This is a genomic window from Duganella zoogloeoides, assembly GCF_034479515.1.
GTDB lineage: Bacteria > Pseudomonadota > Gammaproteobacteria > Burkholderiales > Burkholderiaceae_D > Rugamonas > Rugamonas zoogloeoides.
Genome location: NZ_CP140152.1, coordinates 1,003,702 through 1,022,950, shown reverse-complemented (window position 1 = coordinate 1,022,950; position 19,249 = coordinate 1,003,702). Strand labels below are relative to the sequence as shown.

Below are 19,249 nucleotides of genomic sequence, written 5' to 3'. Positions count from 1 at the left end.
ATAATGAATACAAGCAAAACAAAGGGCCGGATGTACCGGCCCCTGTTCACGCTACACGGTGCGGATTACTTCACGCGCAGCGAGTTTTGCACGTCGTGCACGCCTTTGACGCTGCGGGCGACATTGGCAGCCTTGTCGGCTTCAGCTTGCGATGGCACGAAGCCGCTCAGCGATACCTTACCGTTGTTGGTTTCCACTTTGACGTCCAGCGATTTGAGCGATGGCTCGGCCATCAGGCCGGTTTTGATCTTGGTGGTGATCACGGAATCGGCCACAGCGTCCTTGGCCAGCGCGGATTTCGAACGGGCTTCGCAGCTCACTTTGTCGCCGCCGGTCAGGTTGTTGCAATCAACGCCAGTCTGGGCGATGTCGGCGGCTTGCTTGCCAGCCTTGGCATCGTTGATGGCAGCGGTTTGCTGCATCTTGGCGGTGCTCTTGCAGCTGTCTTTGCCGTTGCCGGTCATGGCATCGCATTTTTCTTCGTCTAGGTCATAGCGGGCATCCGCCACGGCGATACGGGCTTTTTCCAGCGAGTTCTTGTCGTTCTTGTACTTGGTGGTGGCGTCGAGTTCAGCCTGCTTTTGGTCCAGCTTGGCTTGTTCTTCGCAGATATCCTTGGCGTTGCCCGATTGCGCATCGCAAGCGGCTTTGGCGGATTTGTAGCTGGCTTCGGCGCGGTCGGCGGCGGCCTTGTAGGCGACGGTATCTTGTTTTGGGGTAGCAGCGAAAGTCATGCTGGTGGCGCTAGCCAGTACCAGGAAGAGCAGCTTGTTCATGATATGTCCCTCTGTGTTGTGGTGGTTGATGGACACATTAAACCGCGCGCCCCCCCTTTTCTCTGTGCGGAAGCGTACAAAATTGACATGGTGACGAGTTCGCAACTACTCCCCGTTTGCAAGCCCCTTGCGCCACAAGCTGCCCGCCTGCTCGAACAACGGCAACCGGCTGTTGAAGACGTCACCAGTCCTGGCCAGTTGCAGCCATGCCATGGTGCCGTGCGATTCGACGGACGCCACCGCCGCCGCTGCCGGCGCGCGTACCTGCCGCATCCAGGCGGCCACGTCGGAGTAATGCTCGGGATGGCGCTGCTGGGTCCACGCCAGCGCCACCAGGTCGGCGAACCCCTCTTCGCGCCGGGTCTGTTGCAGCGACTGGGCCGGTTGCGCGCCGCCGCCCTGGGCAAAGCCGGATGGGGTCTGGTGCCAGGCGCCCTGCGCATAGCGCCAGCAGTGGGCGATCTCGTGGGCAAACATGGCTTCGATCATCAGCGGGCGCCGTGCTTCGGGCACGCTGCCGAGGATGTCTTCCGCTTGCGGATTGCCGCGCAGGGACAGCACCAGCTTGCAGCGGCCGTCCTGGTAGCCCACGGCCACCGGCACATCGTTGGCGCGCGCCTGCGGCTGCACGGTGATATCGACCGGCAGCTTGAGGTCGTGCTTGGCGTAATTGATCACGGATAAACCCGCCGTCAGCCAACGGGTTTCCATCGAGGTCAGCTCGGCGGCCAAGGCCGGGCTGCAAGACAACATCAGGAGAGGGATGAGTGTGCGCTTGATCATGGTGGCGATTTCCTTGATCAAAACTGTAGCACGGTGACCGCAATAATTATTGCTTTGTGGAAGGTCTTACAACAGTAAATTATTACGTAGGCAAAGTTGAATGCTTGAGGTTTTAAAACGGGATTCCGCAACGTTGCGGAACCCCGTCGTCCTTACTTCGCCAGCAGGCTGTTGGCGGTCCTGAACTGCGGGCGGATGTCATTCGGCACCGACTTCATCTTGTCGAGCGCCTTTTGCACGTCGGGACGGATCACCACGTACTTGGCCATCATCTCCTTGGCGCGTGCGTAATCGCCGGTCGCTTCGATCATCAGGAACTCGCGATCGAGCTCTTTGACCGCATCCTTGATCCTGGCAAAGTCCACCGAGAACGTGCCGTCGCCATGCGACACAAAACCACCCTTGTCGAGCAGGTAGTTGACCTGAATTGCCATGCCGCGCGCGTGCGAGTCGGTCAGGCCGAAGTGCAGCGTACGGAAGGCCGATGCCAAGAACGTCGTGTACAGCTTGCGTTCGGCCGCCTCGCCCTGCCCTAGGATGCCTTTCAACTGGCCTTTGCCCATCATCACGTCAAGCACGTACAGGCCGGTGATATCGGCTTTGGCTTCCTCGATGGTGGAATAGGCTTCCTTCAGGTCCTGGCGCGGCGTCGAGGCCTTCCCGTCGATGGTGGTGGCGTGGGGACCGAGGCCGTGGGTGATTTCGTGCGCCAGGATGTGGGTGAAGAACGAGTCGAAATCGACGTCCTTCTGGTCGGCAGCGCGCAGCACCAGTTTCGAAATCGGCGTGAGCGTCGATTTGAATTTCGCTTCCTGCACGTTCTTGAGCATCACGCGCTTGGAGCCGCGCTGGCTGATAATGCGCTCGTCGTTGGGCAGGTTATAGGCGGCCGTCTGCACGCCCATGTTGCCGTCGCCGGCGCCATAGACCTGGTTGACCACGACCATCGGCGCAATAGCCCCCACTTTCGGGTTGCGGTACTGGGCGTCGATCGGCAGGCTGTCTTCCAGCTCCTGCATGTGCTGGGCGAAGAAGTCGAGCTTTTGCGTCTCTTTCTGGTCGCGGATATTCACGTACGCCTCGAACGCGGCCTTGTAGCCGAACAGTTCGTCGTTATAGGTCTCGTACGGGCCGATGGTGACGTCCACCGGCGAATCGAGATCCATCCAGGCGAAATCGGAAGCGAGATAGTCGTTGCTGAGGAAGGCATCGGCGCGCAGGTCGAGGAATTTTTTAAGCGACGCGTTGTCGGTGGCGGCAGCGGCCTGCTTGAGCAGTGCGGCAGCCTTTTCCAGTTCCGGCTGGTACTCGACCGAATACGGCACGGTGGTGAACTGGCCGCCGGCGTTGCGGCGGATCGCGGTGAAGAACCACTGCGCCTGCGACTTGTCGATGGCCGGCAAGGCGTTCATCCAGGTATCGAGCTGGGCCTTGGTGGCGTCGTCGGGATAGAAGCTGCCGCCTTCGGGCTTCTTCGCCGGGATCTTGATGCCGCCGATTTGCGCGGGCAGGAACGACTGGTGATCGTCGAGGATGGACCAGGGACCCTTGTTGAGCCAGAAGTAATCGAGGCGCGCCTTGCCCAGCGGCGTGGTGTCCTTTTTCAGAGCAGCCCACAGGGCCTCGTTGCCGGACCAGCGCTGGCGCAGTTGCAGCACGTCGATGATCTTGGCCGCTTCGATCAGCTTGACGATGGCCTGCTTGTCGCCGGCCGACAGCTTGCTGGTGTCGGCGGTGAGCGCCACGGGGGCATAGCGCTGGCTCATCTTGTTCAAATCGGCGATGGTAGCCGGTGCGGCGTGGACGGTGGAGACAACAGCCAGGACCAGCGTCAGCGGGAGCAGGATTTTTTTCATGCGAACCTCGGGTAGGGTGAGGCTGGTATTGTAAGCGAGGTGCGGGAGGCAGGCGCCTTACAGGTTCCATGGATCCCCGCCTGCGCGGGGATGACGGATTACGGGCCGATGGCGCCAAATACGGCAACGGGCATTCGAATCGTCATCCTCGCGAACGCGGGGATCCATGCACACTGCGATTACCTGGCAACGCTTACCGCAGCCAACTGCGACGAAGGCTGCCACCCCGCACCGAGCGAGCGCGCCACTGCCACGGTCGCGAGCAAGCGCTGGGTATTGATCTGCACCGCCGCGCGGTCGGCCGCCAGCGCGCTGCGCTGGGCATCGGTCACGTCCAGGTATGTCGAGACGCCACGCTCGTAGCGCGCCCGCGCCACCAGGTAGCCGCGTGCGGCGGCCGTTTGCGAGGCCGATTGCGCTTCGCCCTGCAACTGGCGTTCCTGCACGTCGGACAACGCGTCTTCCACTTCGCGCAGCGCCGTCAGCAGTTTGGTTTCGTGGTTGGCCACCGCTTCGTCGTAGCGCGATTTGGCAATCGCCAGGTTGGCCTTGTTGCGGCCACCGTCGAAGATCGGCAGCGACAGCGCCAGCGGACCGACACTGAACTGGCGCGCACCGCTCTCGCCGATGTTGCGCAGCGCTTCCGACGCGTAGCCGAAGTTACCGGTCAGCGACACCGATGGATAGAACGCGCCTTCAGCCACGCCGATCTGCGCATTGGCCGCGCGCAGGGTCGCTACGCTGCCAGCCAGGTCGGGACGCTGCGCCAGCAGGCTGGCCGGCAAGCCGACGGGAATTGCCGGTGGCGCCGGCAGCACCGCAGGGGTGGCAGTAGCGGCAGTGAGCATCGCCGACGGCGAAGCGCCCACCAGCGTGGCCAGCTGGTGCTCGACCAGGTTGCGCTGGCGCTGCACTTCGTGCAGGTCGGCCTTGGCGTTGGCCAGTTCGATGCGGGCGCGCGACACGTCGAGTTCATTCGACAGGCCGGCGTCGAAACGCGCGGTGACCAGTTGTTCGCTCTCGCGGCGGGTATCGAGCGCGCCGTTGAGGATCGCCATTTCGGCGTCCAGCCCGCGCAACTGCCAGTAGGCCGTGGCCAGTTGCGACGACAGCATCAGCAGCACGCCGTCGCGGTCCGCTTCGGCGGCCAGCGCTTGCGCGTCGGACGCTTCCACCATCCGGCGCACGCGGCCCAGCAGGTCGAGTTCATACGAGAAATTGGCGCCGACCGCGTAGTTGTTACCCTTGATCGAACGGCCGCCAAGCGCGATACCCTGCGAGGTTTCGGCCGACGTGCGCGAGTTCGACACCGAGGCGCTCACGCCCACCGAAGGACGCTGGTTGGCGCGCGACAGGCCAGCCTGCGCCTGCGCCTGCACCAGGCGCTGCCCCGCCGCTTTCACGCTCGGGTTGTCGCGCAGCGCGGTCTCTTCCAGGCGATTGAGGATCGGATCGTTGAACACGGTCCACCACTGCGCCGGCAAATGGGCGGCCGTGCTGCCGGCTTGCGGCAGGTGGCGGAACGACGCATCCTTGACGTTTTCAGGCGTGCCGAAGTCGGTGCCGACGGTGGCGCAGCCGGACAGCGCTGCGGTAATGGACACAGCGAGCGCGATGCGCTGCAAAGCCGAATGGAACATGGTATTACCTCACAAAATTTAAATTAGTGCCCGCCGCCACCGCCACCCGAAGGGGCTTTGACCTTGTCCGAGAACCACAGCACGCCGATGCAGGCAAACAGCACCATGGCGACCAGGAAGAAGCCGTCGTTGTAGGCCATCACGAACGACTCGCGCCGCACGATGCCATCGATGGCCTTGAGCGCCATGTTCGACGCCGTGGTCGAGTCGAAGCCCTGGCCGATGAACGATTGCGTCAGCACCGACAGGCGTTCCTGCGTGGCGGCCGCAAAGCCGGTGACCGATTCGCCGATGCGCTGCGAGTGGAAATGCTCGCGCGACGTCAAAGCGGTCGCCAGCAGCGCGATACCGATCGAGCCGCCCAGGTTGCGAGTCATGTTGATCAGCGACGACGCCGACGGCATGTCCTTGGGCTGGATGCCGTTCATGGCAAAGTTCGACAGCGTGAGCATCACGAACGGCTGGCCCAGCGCGCGCACGATCTGCGACAGCAGCAGCTGGTCATAGCCGGTAGTGGCGTCCATATAGGAATTCATCAGGCACGAACCGCCGAACAGCAGCAAACCAAACGTGCACAGGATGCGGTTATCGACCTTGGACGACAGCTTGGCCACGAACGGCATGATGAACAGCTGCGGCAAACCGGACCACATGATCACTTCACCGATCTGCATCGGCGAGTAGCCGGGAATCTGGCCCAGGTACAGCGGCAGCAGGAATGACGAACCGTACAAGCCCATGCCCATCGCCATCGACAGCGCGGTGGCGGCAGCGAAGTTGCGCTGGCCGTACAAGGCCAGGTTGACGAACGGCTGCTGCTTCAATGCGCTGTTGACCACCCAGCCCAGCAAACCAAAGATTGCCAGCGCGGCAAAGGTGATGATGAACGACGAATCGAACCAGTCCTTGCTGTTGCCTTCTTCGAGGAAGATGGTGAGGCTGCCCAGGCCCACGGCCATGAAAAAGATGCCGCTCCAGTCGGCGCCCGACAGCAGCGACGGCTGGAATTTTTCCTTCTCGAGGCCATAGGCGATACCGCCGATCAGCAGCAAACCCGGCACCCAGTTCAGGTAGAAGATCGACGGCCAGCCATACAGCTCGCTGAGGTAGCCACCGAGCGTGGGGCCCATCGACGGCGCCAGCGTGGCAGTCAAGCCGAAGATGGCCATGCCGGTGGCGCGCTTGGACGGCGGCAGCTGCGTCATCACCAGCGTAAACGCCATCGGGATCAGGGCGCCGCCCGTAAAGCCCTGCATCATGCGGAAGATGATCATGCTCTCGAGGTTCCAGGCGAAGCCGCACAGGGTCGAGAACAGCAGGAACAGCGCGGTGGTGCCGATCATGTAGTTACGCGTGCCGAATACCCGCGTAAACAGGCCGGTCATCGGAATGACGACGATCTCCGCCACCAGGTAGGCGGTGGCGATCCACGAGCCCTCTTCCTGGGTGGCCGACAGCGAACCGAGGATGTCCTTGAGCGACGAGTTGGTGATCTGGATGTCGAGCACCGCCATGAAGGCGCCCAGCATGCCGGCGGCAATCGCGATCCAGGTGCGGGCCGTGACTTTTTCGCTCGGCGCCGGCGCAGCGGCGGGTGCAGCCTTCCCCGCCGCCCTTGATGCCGGCGGATCGAATGTGGAACTGGCCATGATGTCGTTCCTTACTGGACCGTGGCAGGTGCGGCAGCGACCTTACGCTCGGACTTTTTCTCGTCCTGGTGGATCGCCACTTCGGCAATCGCCGACATGCCCGGCACCAGGCGGCCATTGAGGGCCTTCACGTCTTCCGGCTTGAACACGATCTTGACCGGCACGCGCTGGACGATCTTGGTGAAGTTGCCGGTGGCATTATCGGCCGGCAGCAGCGCGAACTGCGCGCCCGATGCTGGCGCGAAGCTCTCCACGGTGCCGATCAATTCCTTGCCCGGCATGGCGTCGATGGTGACTTTGACTTCCTGGCCCGCATGCATCTCGGCCAACTGGGTTTCCTTGAAGTTAGCGGTCAGCCACACGTTGTCCTGCACGATGGCGGTCAGTTGCTGGCCCGGCTGCACGCGCTGGCCCACTTCGATCGACCGCTTGCCGATGCGGCCACCAACAGGCGCCAGGATCTGGTTGTAGGCCAGCTGCTGCTGGGCGTCCTTCAGTTGCACGCGCAGCACCGACACCTGCGATTTGAGCACGTCGCGCGCCGATTCGGCGGCAGTGATCTGCGCGCGGGCGGCGGCGGCATTGTCCTTGCGCGCGGCCAGGTCGGCCACCGCGCCGGCGCGGCCGGCGACGGCAGCGTCGAGTTCCGCCTTGGAGACGGCCTTCATCTGGTCGTTGTACAGCTGGCCGAAACGATCGGCGTCCTGCTTGGCGCGCAGCAGTTGCGCCTGCGACTGCGCCACTTGCGCGGCGGCCGAACTGGCTTGCGCTTTCACCTGCATGATCTGGGCATCGGCCTGCAGCACCTGCTGCTCGGCGCTGGCGATCTGCGCCTGGATCTGCTCGACCTTCACGCCCTGGTCGAACGGATCGAGTTCGGCGATCACGTCGCCTGCGCGCACGACCTGGTTGTCGTCGATTAGCACCTTGGTCACCACGCCGGAAATGCGCGCCGACACCGGGTGCACGTGGCCGGCCACGTAGGCGTTCTCGGTCTCGACGAAGTTATGGCTCCGATACCACATGCGGCCGCCGGCGCCGATGGCGACCAGCGCGATAATGCCGGCAATGACCAGCACTTTGCGATTCGATTTGGCCGGGCGCGCCGGAGCATCCTGGCTCGGCTGGGCTGCCTGGGGTGGTACCGCGCTTGGACCTTTTTGTTCTTGCTGTTGTGGGCTGGACATGCACTGCTCCGAAAATAATGAAAGGGGATGAGCGCATTATTGGACGATTTCAATTGGAAGTCAAGAAATGAAACGATTGCATTTCATTTTAGTTTGGACTAGCATGGCGCCATTCGCTATCATCGATCACCATGAAAAAAGACAACATTTCAACCGAGGAAGAACTCGACTGCCCGGACGCCGCGCCGTACGAGCCGTGCTTCGGCAAATCGGCCGGCCGCCCGCGCGCAGCCGACAAGGAAGCACGAGAACAGGCGCTGGTGCATACCGCTGCCCAGCTGTTCCTGGAAAAGGGTTACAGCAAGGTCAGCCTGGAAATGATTGCCCGCGAAGCCCATGTTGCCGTGCGCACCATCTACGTGAAATTCGGCGGCAAGGCCGGTCTGCTGAGCGCGGCCATCACGCGGGGCCGTGCCAGGTTTTTCTCCGACATGACCAGCCTGGAAACCGACACCCGTCCGATGGAAGCGATCCTGGGCGACTACGCGCTGCGCTTCCTGGAACTGGTGTCGCAGCCGGCGTTCGTCAACCTGCACCGCATGGTGGTGGCCGAGGCGCGCACCACGCCCGAGCTGGCCGAAACCTTTTACGATGCCGGCCCGCGCAAATCGCGCGAGCAACTGGGCAAGTTTTTCGCCCGCGACGACATCAGGCCAAAACTGCGCACCGACCTGTCCCAGGAGTTCCTGGCGGTGCATTTTGTGAACTGCCTGATGGGCGACACCATGAGCCGCATGCTGTTTCCACCAGACCATCAACCTTCCCAAACCGAAATCCGGCGCCAGGCGGCACTGGGCCTCGACCTGTTCCTGCGCAGCGTGGTTCTTTAGACACCAAAGGTCTGTACAACTTTGCCATTTGTTCTATACTAATCCTTTACAAGGAGTGCATATGAGCAAAACAAATAGACTGGACTGGAGCCGACAAGTAACGCTCATGAACGAGCGCATCAAGAGCTTCCAGGCCAACCCCGGCCAGGAACAGCTGGATGCCGTCATCGAAGAAATGAAAGCCTATGCCGAAGCAGCCCGCAACGGCGGCATCGAAATTCCGGCGCGCTTCACGGTCAACTAGACCAGTTAAACCGCCCGCGCAGCGGCCAGCCAGGGCATCGCCGCCCACATTACCGAATATCTCGACCTGCACTGCCGCCCCATAAACAAAAAGCCGCCCGGCTTGCACCGGGCGGCTTCCTGATGCTGGCCTGCCAGAAAATTACTTGCGCGACTGCGCGACCAGCGCGTCGAGCACTTGCAGCGTGGCGGCGGTCAGTTGCTGGCGCGGGATGCCGGGGTTGGCGGCATCCACCATCGACGGGTTGGTCAGGTAGCGGCCATTGACGATGATGGTCGGTGTGCTGTTGACTTCATACGACGATGCCACGCGGCCAGCGTTCTTCAGGCGGTTGTTGATCGCGAACGAGTTGTACACGGCCAGGAATTTTTCCTTGTCGATACCGTTCTTGACGGCCCACTCGATATTGGCATCGTCGCTTTGCAGGCGCTTGCGTTCCACGTGCCAGGTCTGCAGCACCTTGGCGTGCAGCTGCGACTCGAGCTTCATCGCTTCGAGCGTGAGGAACAGATGGGTTTCCGGATCTTTTTCACCGGTCAGCGGCAAGTGGATGCGGCGGAAGCTGATGTTGTCGCCCTGCTTCTTGACCCAGTCCAGCATGGCCGGCTCCAGTGCGTAGCACGCCGGGCAGTGGTACATGAAGAACTCGATCACTTCGACCTTCTTGCCCTCGGCCTGGACCGGCTGCGGCGTTTTCAGCGTGGTGTACTCGGCGCCGCTCTTCGGTGCGGTGGGCGTGGCAAAAGCGGTACCGGCAAACATGGCGGCAACAGCGGCAGTGACAGCGGCGGTCAGGAACGTACGACGGAGCATGGTTATCCTTTAAAAAAATCTGCAAAAAATCTGCACTGCGAATATAACAGCTTCCGGCGCGCGGTGGCGGCAGTGCGGCCGCAATTCACACTACGCTACAATTGCTTACACCTTTGCCTGCGGATTCCCCATGAAAATATCGCTGCTGTCGCCCGCCTTGCTGGCCCTAGCCCTGGCCCTGCCTTGTACCCACGCCGCCGAACTGTCCCCCGTCGAGCAGAACATCGTCGCCGCCATCAAGGCCCGTTCACCGCAGGCGCTGCACCTGCTGGAGCGATCGGTCAACATCAACAGCGGCACCATGAACATCGACGGTGTGCGCGAAGTGGGCAAGCTGTATCGCCGGGAACTCGACCAGTTGGGCTTTGCCACGCGCTGGATCGACCTGCCGCCCGCCATGCGCCGCGCCGGCCACCTGGTGGGCACGCGCGAGGGCAGGCAGGGCAAACGGCTGCTGCTGCTCGGCCACCTCGACACCGTGTTTGAAAAGGACAGCCCGGTGCAGCTGTGGCAGCGCAATGGCGACCGCGTGCGCGGCCAGGGTGTGAACGACATGAAGGGCGGCGACGTGGTCATACTTGAAGCGCTGCGCGCGCTGAAAAGCGCCGGCGCACTCGAGAACACCACCATCACCGTGATGTTTACCGGCGACGAAGAAAGCGCCGGCGAACCGATCGCCACGTCGCGCGCCGACATGGTGGCCGCCGCCAAACGCAGCGACATCGCGCTCTCCTTCGAAGGCACTATGCGCAACCAGGACGGCCAGGACACCGGCACCATCGGCCGCCGGTCTTCGTCGTCGTGGGAGCTGGAAGTGAAAGGCAAGCAGGGCCACTCGAGCACCATCTTCACCGACAAGGCGGGTTATGGCGCCGTGTATGAAGCGGCGCGCATCCTCGATGGCTTCCGCCAGCAAGTGATCGAACCCGATCTCACGTTCAGCGCGGGACTGATCCTCGGCGGCACCGATGCTGGCGTCGATGAGACAGGCACGAAAGGCCAGGCCGCCGGCAAGACCAACGTGATCGCCAGGACCGCGCTGGTGCACGGCGACCTGCGTTACCTCACCTACGAACAGCGCGACCGCGCGCACGCGAAAATGCGCGCCATCGTCGCGCAAAACCTGCCCGGCACCAGCGCCAGCATCAGCTTTCACGACGCCTATCCGCCGATGGCGCCCACGCCCGGTAACCTGGCGGTGTTAAAAGTGTATTCGCAGGCGAGCAGCGACGCCGGCCTGGGCGCCATCCCCGCCCTGCCCCCGGGCCAGCGCGGGGCCGGCGACATCCAGTTCGTGGCCTCGCTGGTGGACAGTCTCGATGGCCTGGGCGTGGCCGGCAACGGCGCCCATTCACCGGACGAAGACCTGGAAATCGCCTCGCTCGAACGCGCTACCATCCGTAGTGCTTTGCTGATCTACCGCCTGACCCGTTAAAGCTACACGTGGCCGGGGCGGGCCTCCAACCCGCCGATATCCTTCATCAGCGCGATCAGCCGCTTGGCGCCCAGGCCGAGCGGGCGGTCGTTCACCCACACCACGTCCACCCATAAACGCAGCTGGTTGCTCATGCTGGCGAAATCGATCACCAGCAGCTCGCCATCGGCCAGCAGCGGCGCCACCAGGCGGCGGGGCAGGAACGCCCAGCCGATGCCCGCCTGCACCAGCTCCAGCGTGGCCTGGTGGCTGTCGGTGCGCCACAGCTTGCGCGACACCAGCACCCGCTTGTCCTCCTGGTGCGCGGCGCGGCTGACAATCGCCACTTGCCGGATATCGACCAGGTCCTCGAGCCTGAAGTGGCCGTTGCGTTCGCGCGCTGCCGGATGCTGCGGCGAGAGCACGGCGACGAGCACCTCGCTGCCCAGTTCCTGGAAGCTTTCGCGTTCATCGACTTGCGGCCGGTCGTAGAGCAGCGCCAGCTGCGCGGTACCGTCGTGCAGCATGCGGCGCGCATCGGCCTGCGGCGCCGACAGTACATCAACTTCCAGCGACGGAAATTCGTCGGCCAGGCGCGCCAGCGGCTCGCCCCACGCGGCCGACAGCAACTCGGGCGACACCGCCAGCGTCAGCCGGCGCTCGAGTCCCTGGTGCAGCGACAAGGCGTGGGCCTGCAGGCGGCGCATCTGGCCGGCCATGTGGCGCGCCTCCGCTTCCAGCGCGCGGGCCATGTCGGTGGGGATCACTGCGCGCGAGTTGCGCTCGAACAGTTGCAAATCGAGCTCGGCCTCGAGGTTGGCAATCGCCATGCTGACGGCCGACGGCACCCGGCCGAGCGCGCGGGCGGCGGCGGAAAAGGAACCGTGGTCGATCACGGCAAGGAACAGGTCGACGTTGTCGCTGGAAAAGGCCATCCGCCATGCTGTCACAAAAACTGATAGCTGTCGACTTTTACTATCAGATCACTTCAACTATCATCGCTCAATTGATGTTTGAAGGAATCTATCATGCAAGGATTGAAGCGCAAGATTGTCTATGTATCGCTGTTCGAGCTGTTTGCGGTAGCGTTGACCACCACCACGCTGATGCTGCTGGCCGGCAGCAGCGGTGCCCATGCCAGCGTGGCGGCAGTGGCGTCGTCCACCGTGGCCGTGGTCTGGAATTTCATTTTCAATTCCATGTTCGAGGCGTGGGAAGCACGCCAGACCACCAAGGGCCGCAGCGTGGCGCGGCGCATCGCCCACGCCATCGGCTTCGAAGGCGGCCTGGTGGCGTTCCTGGTGCCGCTGTTCGCGTGGTGGCTCGAGATCTCGCTGTGGGAGGCGTTCATCGTCGACCTGTGGATCGTGGTGTTCTTCCTGGTGTACACCTTCCTGTTCAGCCTGGCGTTCGACCGCATCTTCGGCCTGCCCGCCTCGGCGCAGGGCGGGCAGCCGCAGGCAGCCTGATTATTTCGGGGCCACCCGCCAGATCTCTCCGGTGACATCGTCATCGACCAGCAGCGAGCCGTCGTCCTGCACCACCACCGACGACGGCCGGCCCCACACTTTCTTGTCGCTGACGACAAAACCAGTCATGAAGTCCTGGTACTTCCCGGTCGGCACACCGTCTTTCATGAACACCCGCACCACTTTCGAGCCGGTGCGCGTGGCGCGGTTCCAGGAGCCGTGCAGCGCCAGGAAGACATCGCCAGGATACTCTTGCGGGAAGGCCGCTTGGGCGGCGGCGGGCGCGTCGTACATGATCATGCCCAGCGGCGCCGAATGGGCCGTCAGCAGCAGGTCGGGCGCAGTAACCTTGCCTTTGAGGTCGGGCCGCTGGCCCTGCAAACGCGGCTCCTCGTTGTTGCCGATGTAGTGCCACGGCCAGCCATAGTGGCCACCATCTTTTACGCGCGTGAGGTAGTCGGGCGGCAGGTTATCGCCGAGCATATCGCGCTCGTTCACGCTGCACAGCAGGTCGCCCGTGCGCGGATACAGATACATGCCCACGCAGTTGCGCAGGCCGGTGGCGAAGGTGCGCTTGTTCTTGCCATCGGCGTCGAACGCCAGCACCACTGCGCGGTCCAGCTCCGAACCCCAGGCCGCGCCGAGACCGTGTTTTGCTTCCCAGTGCTTCAGCGGTTCCGGCGGCATGGCGCCGATGCCCTCGGCCACGTTGGACGCGGAGCCGATCGACAAATACATGGTCTTGCCATCCCTGGAAAACACCAGCGTGCGCGAGGAATGGCTGCCCGTCTCCGCCGTCAGGGTGGGCACCACCACTTCGGCCGGTGCGCCGGCCACCAGGTCGCCATTTTTATAGGGGAAGCGGATGATGGAATTGACGTTGGCCACGTACAGGTATTGCGGGTTCGGTCCTGCCGGCCAGAAGGCGAAGCCGAACGGCCGATCGAGCTTGTCGGCGAACACGCTGATCTTGTCGGCGGTCGCGCCGGTGCTGGACCTGAACACCTTGATCAGGCGCTTGGTAGTGGACGAGATGAAGATGTCGCCATTCGGCGCCTTGACCATTACGCGGCCGCGATCGGGGTCCGTGGCCCACAGATTGACGGCGAAGTTGGCCGGCACCGATGGCAGCACGCCTTGCGGACGCGGCACGGTCTTCGGGTTGTTGCCGGCGCTGGCACTGGCGAACGGCGGTGGCAGGTCGGCCATGCGCACTGCATGGATGCGACCGGGCTGGTCGTCGCTCCAGTGTTCTTCCTTGCTGGTGTTGTTGGCGTTGGTGTTGGCGCTGGCGGCGGGGGCTTGCGATGCAGCCGGTATGGCAGCCTTGCCCTTGGCGGTGGCCAGGTACGCAACCAGCGCCGCGCGTTCGGCCGGTTGGGCGACCGCGATCGGCATCGAGGTGCCGGGCGCGTAGGCGCTGGGGTCTTTCAGGAACAGTTCCAGTTCCTGCGCGGTCCAGCGCTTGTTCTTTGCACCCAGCGCGCTCAAGGCATCGGAGTACGCAAAGCCCGCGACGCCGGCGACCTTGCGCCCCACGACATTGAACAGCGGCGGCCCGGCCAGCGTGGCCATGTCGGGCGACGCGGAATGGCACATCGCGCAGTTGTTCTGGAAGATGCGCTTGCCATCGAGGGGGGCAGCTTGGGTGGTTTGTATGGCGGCCAGTGTCAGGCCGAAGAGCAAGGGCAGGAGTCGGATCGGGGTGGCTTGGTGCATGGCTAACCTCATTGGTCGGACAGCCATGCTTTCACACTTCACCGCCCTCGCCTACCGCCGTTCGGCTTTAATCAGAAATATGATTGCGCCGCTTCGCAGCAAAAAGGCGGAGAATGCCAACTTACTTATTTTTTACCCCATCGCCATGTCCACCACGATCACCGCGCCCATGCGCCCTCCGTCCAACATCAACCCCGGCGCCCTGTGGAGCGCGCTTGCCTTCGTCGTGATCGGCGCGTGGTATTTGGGCCAGGCCGTCGGCCCGCGCCAGGCCGCGCTGTACGTGGTCGGTGCGCTGCTCGGCGTCACGCTGTATCACGCGGCGTTCGGCTTCACGTCGGCGTGGCGGGTGTTCATCGCCGATGGCCGCGGCGAAGGACTGCGCGCGCAGATGGTGATGCTGGCCGTGGGCGTGGCGCTGTTCTTCCCGGTGCTGGCTGCTGGCTCTCTGTTCGGCGCGCCGATCAAGGGCCTGGTGGCGCCGGCCGGCACGTCGGTGGTAGTCGGGGCATTCATCTTCGGCATCGGCATGCAGCTCGGCGGCGGCTGCGCCTCCGGCACCCTGTACACGGTAGGCGGCGGCAGCACCCGCATGATCGTCACGCTGGTAGCCTTTATCGGCGGCTCGCTGATTGGCACCGCCCACATGCCATTCTGGACGTCGCTGCCGCAACTGGCACCGATCTCGCTGGTCAAGTCGCTGGGCGTGGCGCCCGCGCTGGCGCTCAATTGGCTGGTGTTCGGATTGATCTTCGCAGTGACCGTCGTGGTAGAAAAGCGCCGCCACGGCAAGCTGGTAGCCGCCCATGTGCAACCCGACCACACGGCGCGCTGGCTGCACGGCCCGTGGCCGCTGGTCGCGGGCGGCATCGCGCTCGTCCTCCTCAATTTCGCCACGCTGGCACTGGCCGGCCGCCCGTGGGGCGTGACGTCGGCTTTTGCCCTGTGGGGCGCCAAGGCGGCCACGCTGGCCGGCATCGACGTCGCCGGCTGGACCTACTGGTCGGCGCCGGCCAACGCCGCCACGCTCAATGCACCGGTGATCGAAGACGTCACGTCGGTAATGGACATCGGCATCGTGTTTGGCGCCATGCTTGCCGCCGCCCTGGCCGGGCGCTACGCGCCGGTGTGGCGCGTGCCATTGCGCTCGCTGGTGGCGGCAGTCGTCGGCGGCCTGCTGCTCGGCTACGGCGCGCGCCTGGCCTACGGCTGTAACATCGGCGCCTACTTCAGCGGCATCGTCTCCGGCAGCCTGCACGGCTGGCTGTGGCTGGTGGCGGCGTTCATCGGCAACGTATTCGGCACCAGGCTGCGGCCATGGTTCGGGTTGGAGGTGGAGCGGGTGAAGCCGACGGCTTGCTGATGTGGAGAAGTGTGACTGGCGATACGCCGACAATGAAAATGCCGCTCAGACGATGATCAAGCGGCGTTATCGTAATCATCAAGAACGTCCAGTTACTTTAGATTCGGTGTCGATCAGTTGCAGCACAGCGCGCGCCAACAGGCCGCTGCGGGTTTCATGGCGGGACGCCGCATAACGGTCTATTTTGCCCACAACAAACCGCGGCAGACTGATGTTAATGCGTTCGGGTTTGGTATCGAGCTTGTCGAGATCGAGTGCCACCAGTGCCCAGATTCCACCAGCATGCTGAGGATCGCTTTGCAACTCGCCGATCTTGCTCTGGCTGATCTCTACCGCCTCGCCGAGTTCCAACAGGGTTTCGATATGGCTGGTGATCGCTTCCCTGACATTTTTGAGTGCCTCCTCGACCGTGTCGCCCCACGAGTGCACACCTTTGATGTCAGGCACGTTCACCCCGTAAACGCTGCCTTCATCCTTGAAAATCACCACGGGAATATCCATCGGCTGCTCCGTTTTCCAATAACGCATTACTTAAGTCCGGCATCTTTGAGCACGCTTTTCCAAGTTCCGACAGGAAGGTCTTTCTTGGGATGCGGCACAGTGACCAAACCGGGCTTTTCCGGATGTTTGAAGTGATGGTGGCTCCCCTTTAATCGCACCAAGTACCAGCCATCGTCCTCTAACCGCTTGATCAGTTGAATCGAGTTCATCCGCCACCTCGCTAGCCGTGTGTAATTATACACACAGAAAATTGCTCTTACGCGGGAAATTTGGCTCAGTTGGCATCCCCCACATGGGCATACCAACATCACAATTGAAAGAGGAAGCACATGCAAGTTCACAGATTCAAATGCTTCGGTGAACAGCCCGGCGATGGCAATCCGGCCCTGGTGATCGAGGGCGACGCCTCACCCCGCGAAGCGCGCCAGGACTTCGCACGCGAGCGCAATATGACGTGTGTCTGGATCGATCCGCCCGATGAGGCGGACGTGGTGGCAAGCGTCGATTATTTTTATCCGCACACGCGCAGTCCGCTATGCCTGCACGCGACGCTGGCTGTCGGCCAGCACCTGTTCATGCAGCATGGCGGCAATCACAATCTCATGGTGAAGACTGCCGTGCATGGCCAGCGGCTCGGGCTCGTTCCTGGTGCCGATGACCAGGTGTCGGTTCGTCTTCAACGGCAGGAGGTATCACGGCCGAACCTGGCGCCTGACCTCATCGGGCGCCTGCTGGCCGCGCCGGGCTTGGTGCCGCTGGCGCCGGCACGCGTGTTCTCAGTCGGCAGTCCAAAGCTGCTGGTCGAGGTGACGAATGCAACCACGCTGCATGGCCTGACGCCCAATCTGCCGGCCATCGCCGCCTGGGGAAAAACCGCAGGCGTCAATGGCATCTACGCGTACTGCAAGGTTGACAACGGCAGCTACGAAGGCCGCAACTTCAACCATCTCGATCCGGCGCTGGAAGACAGCGCCACCGGGGTCGCGGCCGGCGCCCTCACCGCACTGCTCGGCCACGGCATCCTGCTCCGGCAAGGCCGGGCGACGGGGCGTGCCGGCCTGATAGCGACGCGTATCGAAGGCGCCGATATCCTGGTGGGCGGCAGCGTGGAACCTACCTGAATGCGGCGGCCCCGCACGCCGACAGGCTGAAAAAAAATGCCGCCCAGCTCACGCTGAACGGCATCTCGGGCAACCGGTAACGATTGCTTATTTCTTGCGCGGTGGCGGCAGATCGGTGCACGAACCTTCGTACACTTCGGCCGCCATGCCGATCGACTCGCCCAGGGTCGGGTGCGGGTGGATGGTCTTGCCGATGTCGGTGCCGTCGCAGCCCATTTCGATGGCCAGCGCGATTTCGCCGATCATGTCGCCGGCGTGCGTGCCCACGATGGTACCGCCGATGATGCGGTGGGTTTCAGCGTCGAACAGCAGCTTGGTGAAGCCCTCGGCGCGGCCGTTGGCCACGGCGCGGCCCGAAGCGGCCCACGGGAAGTGGCCCTTCTCGACCTTGATGCCCTTGGCTTTCGCTTCGTCCTCGGTGATGCCGGCCCATGCCACTTCCGGATCGGTGTACGCCACCGATGGAATTACCTTGACGTCGAAGTGCGACTTCTGGCCGGCGGCGGCTTCCGCTGCCACGTGGCCTTCGTGCACGGCCTTGTGCGCCAGCATCGGCTGGCCCACCAGGTCGCCGATGGCGAAGATGTTCGGCACGTTGGTGCGCATCTGGCTATCGACCGGGATGAAGCCACGGTCGGTGACCACCACGCCGGCCTTGTCGGCAGCGATCTTCTTGCCGTTCGGGCTGCGGCCCACGGCGACCAGCACCAGGTCGTAGACCTGCGGTGCAGGCGCAGCAGCGCCGGCTTCGGCGGCTTCGAACGTGACCTTGATCCCTTCGGGCAGCGCTTCCACGCCGACCGTCTTGGTCTTGGTCATGATGTTATCGAAGCGCTTCTCGTTGAACTTCTGCCAGACCTTGACCGCATCGCGGTCGGCGCCTTGCATCAAGCCGTCCATCATTTCGACCACGTCGATGCGCGCACCGAACGTCGAATACACGGTAGCCATTTCCAGGCCGATGATGCCGCCGCCGATGACCAGCATGCGTTTCGGGATCTGGCGCAGTTCCAGTGCACCGGTCGAATCGACGATGCGCGGATCTTCGGGCACGAATGGCAGCTTCACGACGGCCGAACCGGCAGCGATGATCGCCTGCTTGAACTGCACCACTTTCTTGGTGCCGTCCGCGCTTGTTACTTCGATGTGGTTCGCGCTCAGGAACTGGCCCACGCCGGTGACGATTTGCGTCTTGCGCGCCTTGGCCATGCCGGCCAGACCGCCGGTCATGTTCTTGATCACGCCTTCCTTGTACGCGCGCACCTGGTCGATATCGATGGTGGGCTTGGCAAAGGTGACGCCGGTCTTGCTCATGTGCTGGGTTTCGTCGATGACCGACGCCACGTGCAGCAGGGCCTTCGATGGAATACAACCGACGTTCAGGCACACGCCGCCCAGCGTTTCGTAACGCTCGACGATCACGGTGTTCAGGCCCAGGTCGGCCGCGCGGAACGCTGCCGAGTAGCCGCCAGGACCACCGCCCAACACCATCATGTCGCAGTCGACATCGACCTGGCCGCTGTAGCTGCCGCCGATCGGCGCCGCCACAGGGGCTGCCGGAGCAGCCGCAGGTGCAGGCGCCGCAGCAGGTGCAGCGGCACCCGGTGCCGGTGCCGGAGCAGCGGCGGCAGGAGCAGGCGCATCGCCGGCAGCCGCATCGATGACCAGCATCGCTACGCCTTCCTTGACCTTGTCGCCCACTTTGACCAAGACCTGCTTGACCACGCCGGCGTGCGACGATGGCACTTCCATCGACGCCTTGTCCGATTCCACGGTGATCAGGGACTGGTCCACCTTGATGGTGTCGCCGACCTTGACCATCACTTCGATTACTTCAACTTCTGCGAAGTCGCCGATATTCGGCACTTTCACTTCTGTGCTCAT

18 protein-coding genes are annotated in these 19,249 nt (G+C 63.3%); 6 read left to right on the top strand and 12 right to left on the bottom strand.

Annotation, left to right across the window (positions count from 1 at the left end; translation table 11 throughout):
• Window positions 1-65: 65 nt before the first annotated feature.
• The 6 genes from SR858_RS04445 to SR858_RS04420 all read right to left on the bottom strand — a co-directional run bounded on the left by SR858_RS04445 (window position 66) and on the right by SR858_RS04420 (window position 7,891).
• Entirely contained in the window at window positions 66-776 is a 711-nt protein-coding gene (locus SR858_RS04445; RefSeq protein WP_019922942.1) for a BON domain-containing protein, read from the bottom strand.
• Between the two features lie 105 nt (window positions 777-881).
• On the bottom strand, window positions 882-1,559 hold the full coding sequence (locus SR858_RS04440; protein ID WP_040377968.1) for a hypothetical protein: 678 nt from the start codon (window positions 1,557-1,559) through the stop codon (window positions 882-884).
• A 152-nt stretch (window positions 1,560-1,711) separates the two neighbouring features.
• Window positions 1,712-3,415, bottom strand: a complete 1,704-nt coding sequence (locus tag SR858_RS04435) for a dipeptidyl-peptidase 3 family protein (RefSeq protein ID WP_019922944.1) — start codon at window positions 3,413-3,415, stop codon at window positions 1,712-1,714.
• A gap of 179 nt (window positions 3,416-3,594) precedes the next feature.
• Window positions 3,595-5,055, bottom strand: coding sequence for an efflux transporter outer membrane subunit (locus SR858_RS04430; protein ID WP_019922945.1), 1,461 nt, complete (start codon window positions 5,053-5,055; stop codon window positions 3,595-3,597).
• Window positions 5,056-5,078: 23 nt separating this feature from the next.
• Window positions 5,079-6,704 carry a DHA2 family efflux MFS transporter permease subunit gene (locus SR858_RS04425; protein WP_019922946.1) on the bottom strand — a complete coding sequence of 542 codons (1,626 nt, stop codon included), beginning with the start codon at window positions 6,702-6,704 and terminating at the stop codon, window positions 5,079-5,081.
• A gap of 11 nt (window positions 6,705-6,715) precedes the next feature.
• On the bottom strand, window positions 6,716-7,891 hold the full coding sequence (locus SR858_RS04420) for an HlyD family secretion protein (protein ID WP_019922947.1): 1,176 nt from the start codon (window positions 7,889-7,891) through the stop codon (window positions 6,716-6,718).
• Window positions 7,892-8,022: 131 nt separating this feature from the next.
• On the opposite strand from SR858_RS04420, the gene SR858_RS04415 reads away from it, so the two are divergent.
• Window positions 8,023-8,721 (top strand): TetR/AcrR family transcriptional regulator, encoded by a 699-nt coding sequence (locus tag SR858_RS04415; protein WP_019922948.1) that lies wholly within the window; start codon window positions 8,023-8,025, stop codon window positions 8,719-8,721.
• Window positions 8,722-8,782: 61 nt separating this feature from the next.
• Window positions 8,783-8,965 carry a hypothetical protein gene (locus SR858_RS04410; RefSeq protein ID WP_152881731.1) on the top strand — a complete coding sequence of 61 codons (183 nt, stop codon included), beginning with the start codon at window positions 8,783-8,785 and terminating at the stop codon, window positions 8,963-8,965.
• Window positions 8,966-9,106: 141 nt separating this feature from the next.
• On the opposite strand, the gene SR858_RS04405 is transcribed toward SR858_RS04410, so the two are convergent.
• Window positions 9,107-9,778: a thiol:disulfide interchange protein DsbA/DsbL gene (locus SR858_RS04405; protein ID WP_019922950.1), complete on the bottom strand. Its 672-nt coding sequence runs from the start codon at window positions 9,776-9,778 to the stop codon at window positions 9,107-9,109.
• 130 nt (window positions 9,779-9,908) lie between these two features.
• Here SR858_RS04405 and SR858_RS04400 point away from each other — a divergent pair, with 130 nt between their 5' ends.
• A complete protein-coding gene (locus SR858_RS04400) occupies window positions 9,909-11,213 on the top strand; it encodes a M20/M25/M40 family metallo-hydrolase (RefSeq protein WP_019922951.1) in 1,305 nt (434 codons plus the stop codon).
• Window positions 11,214-11,215: 2 nt separating this feature from the next.
• Here the strand turns inward: SR858_RS04400 and SR858_RS04395 are convergent, their stop codons facing one another.
• Window positions 11,216-12,127: a LysR family transcriptional regulator gene (locus SR858_RS04395; protein ID WP_019922952.1), complete on the bottom strand. Its 912-nt coding sequence runs from the start codon at window positions 12,125-12,127 to the stop codon at window positions 11,216-11,218.
• Window positions 12,128-12,220: 93 nt separating this feature from the next.
• Here SR858_RS04395 and SR858_RS04390 point away from each other — a divergent pair, with 93 nt between their 5' ends.
• Window positions 12,221-12,661, top strand: a complete 441-nt coding sequence (locus SR858_RS04390; RefSeq protein WP_026637485.1) for a PACE efflux transporter — start codon at window positions 12,221-12,223, stop codon at window positions 12,659-12,661.
• Here SR858_RS04390 and SR858_RS04385 read toward each other — a convergent pair whose 3' ends face one another.
• Window positions 12,662-14,380 (bottom strand): PQQ-dependent sugar dehydrogenase, encoded by a 1,719-nt coding sequence (locus SR858_RS04385; RefSeq protein WP_019922954.1) that lies wholly within the window; start codon window positions 14,378-14,380, stop codon window positions 12,662-12,664.
• A 145-nt stretch (window positions 14,381-14,525) separates the two neighbouring features.
• Between SR858_RS04385 and SR858_RS04380 the strand changes: the two genes are divergently transcribed.
• Window positions 14,526-15,743, top strand: coding sequence for a YeeE/YedE family protein (locus tag SR858_RS04380; RefSeq protein WP_051120351.1), 1,218 nt, complete (start codon window positions 14,526-14,528; stop codon window positions 15,741-15,743).
• Between the two features lie 78 nt (window positions 15,744-15,821).
• Here the strand turns inward: SR858_RS04380 and SR858_RS04375 are convergent, their stop codons facing one another.
• Together SR858_RS04375 and SR858_RS04370 are read right to left on the bottom strand one after the other, a co-directional pair.
• The gene (locus SR858_RS04375) at window positions 15,822-16,244 is read right to left on the bottom strand and encodes a type II toxin-antitoxin system HicB family antitoxin (RefSeq protein ID WP_026637487.1); all 423 of its coding nucleotides are present in this window, start codon (window positions 16,242-16,244) and stop codon (window positions 15,822-15,824) included.
• Between the two features lie 26 nt (window positions 16,245-16,270).
• Window positions 16,271-16,453 (bottom strand): type II toxin-antitoxin system HicA family toxin, encoded by a 183-nt coding sequence (locus SR858_RS04370; RefSeq protein WP_019922957.1) that lies wholly within the window; start codon window positions 16,451-16,453, stop codon window positions 16,271-16,273.
• Window positions 16,454-16,573: 120 nt separating this feature from the next.
• Between SR858_RS04370 and SR858_RS04365 the strand changes: the two genes are divergently transcribed.
• On the top strand, window positions 16,574-17,365 hold the full coding sequence (locus SR858_RS04365; RefSeq protein ID WP_019922958.1) for a PhzF family phenazine biosynthesis protein: 792 nt from the start codon (window positions 16,574-16,576) through the stop codon (window positions 17,363-17,365).
• 87 nt (window positions 17,366-17,452) lie between these two features.
• Here the strand turns inward: SR858_RS04365 and lpdA are convergent, their stop codons facing one another.
• Window positions 17,453-19,249, bottom strand: a complete 1,797-nt coding sequence (gene lpdA / locus SR858_RS04360; protein WP_019922959.1) for a dihydrolipoyl dehydrogenase — start codon at window positions 19,247-19,249, stop codon at window positions 17,453-17,455.

Bases quoted from the DNA above. Each gene is read 5' to 3' on its own strand.
- SR858_RS04445 (WP_019922942.1), bottom strand. From the start codon at position 776: ATGAACAAGCTGCTCTTCCTGGTACTGGCTAGCGCCACCAGCATGACT.
- SR858_RS04415 (WP_019922948.1), top strand. From the start codon at position 8,023: ATGAAAAAAGACAACATTTCAACCGAGGAAGAACTCGACTGCCCGGAC.
- SR858_RS04390 (WP_026637485.1), top strand. From the start codon at position 12,221: ATGCAAGGATTGAAGCGCAAGATTGTCTATGTATCGCTGTTCGAGCTG.
- lpdA (WP_019922959.1), bottom strand. From the start codon at position 19,249: ATGAGCACAGAAGTGAAAGTGCCGAATATCGGCGACTTCGCAGAAGTT.
- SR858_RS04375 (WP_026637487.1), bottom strand. From the start codon at position 16,244: ATGGATATTCCCGTGGTGATTTTCAAGGATGAAGGCAGCGTTTACGGG.
- SR858_RS04400 (WP_019922951.1), top strand. From the start codon at position 9,909: ATGAAAATATCGCTGCTGTCGCCCGCCTTGCTGGCCCTAGCCCTGGCC.
- SR858_RS04430 (WP_019922945.1), bottom strand. From the start codon at position 5,055: ATGTTCCATTCGGCTTTGCAGCGCATCGCGCTCGCTGTGTCCATTACC.
- SR858_RS04395 (WP_019922952.1), bottom strand. From the start codon at position 12,127: ATGGCCTTTTCCAGCGACAACGTCGACCTGTTCCTTGCCGTGATCGAC.
- SR858_RS04435 (WP_019922944.1), bottom strand. From the start codon at position 3,415: ATGAAAAAAATCCTGCTCCCGCTGACGCTGGTCCTGGCTGTTGTCTCC.
- SR858_RS04410 (WP_152881731.1), top strand. From the start codon at position 8,783: ATGAGCAAAACAAATAGACTGGACTGGAGCCGACAAGTAACGCTCATG.
- SR858_RS04440 (WP_040377968.1), bottom strand. From the start codon at position 1,559: ATGATCAAGCGCACACTCATCCCTCTCCTGATGTTGTCTTGCAGCCCG.
- SR858_RS04370 (WP_019922957.1), bottom strand. From the start codon at position 16,453: ATGAACTCGATTCAACTGATCAAGCGGTTAGAGGACGATGGCTGGTAC.
- SR858_RS04425 (WP_019922946.1), bottom strand. From the start codon at position 6,704: ATGGCCAGTTCCACATTCGATCCGCCGGCATCAAGGGCGGCGGGGAAG.
- SR858_RS04385 (WP_019922954.1), bottom strand. From the start codon at position 14,380: ATGCACCAAGCCACCCCGATCCGACTCCTGCCCTTGCTCTTCGGCCTG.
- SR858_RS04420 (WP_019922947.1), bottom strand. From the start codon at position 7,891: ATGTCCAGCCCACAACAGCAAGAACAAAAAGGTCCAAGCGCGGTACCA.
- SR858_RS04405 (WP_019922950.1), bottom strand. From the start codon at position 9,778: ATGCTCCGTCGTACGTTCCTGACCGCCGCTGTCACTGCCGCTGTTGCC.
- SR858_RS04365 (WP_019922958.1), top strand. From the start codon at position 16,574: ATGCAAGTTCACAGATTCAAATGCTTCGGTGAACAGCCCGGCGATGGC.
- SR858_RS04380 (WP_051120351.1), top strand. From the start codon at position 14,526: ATGTCCACCACGATCACCGCGCCCATGCGCCCTCCGTCCAACATCAAC.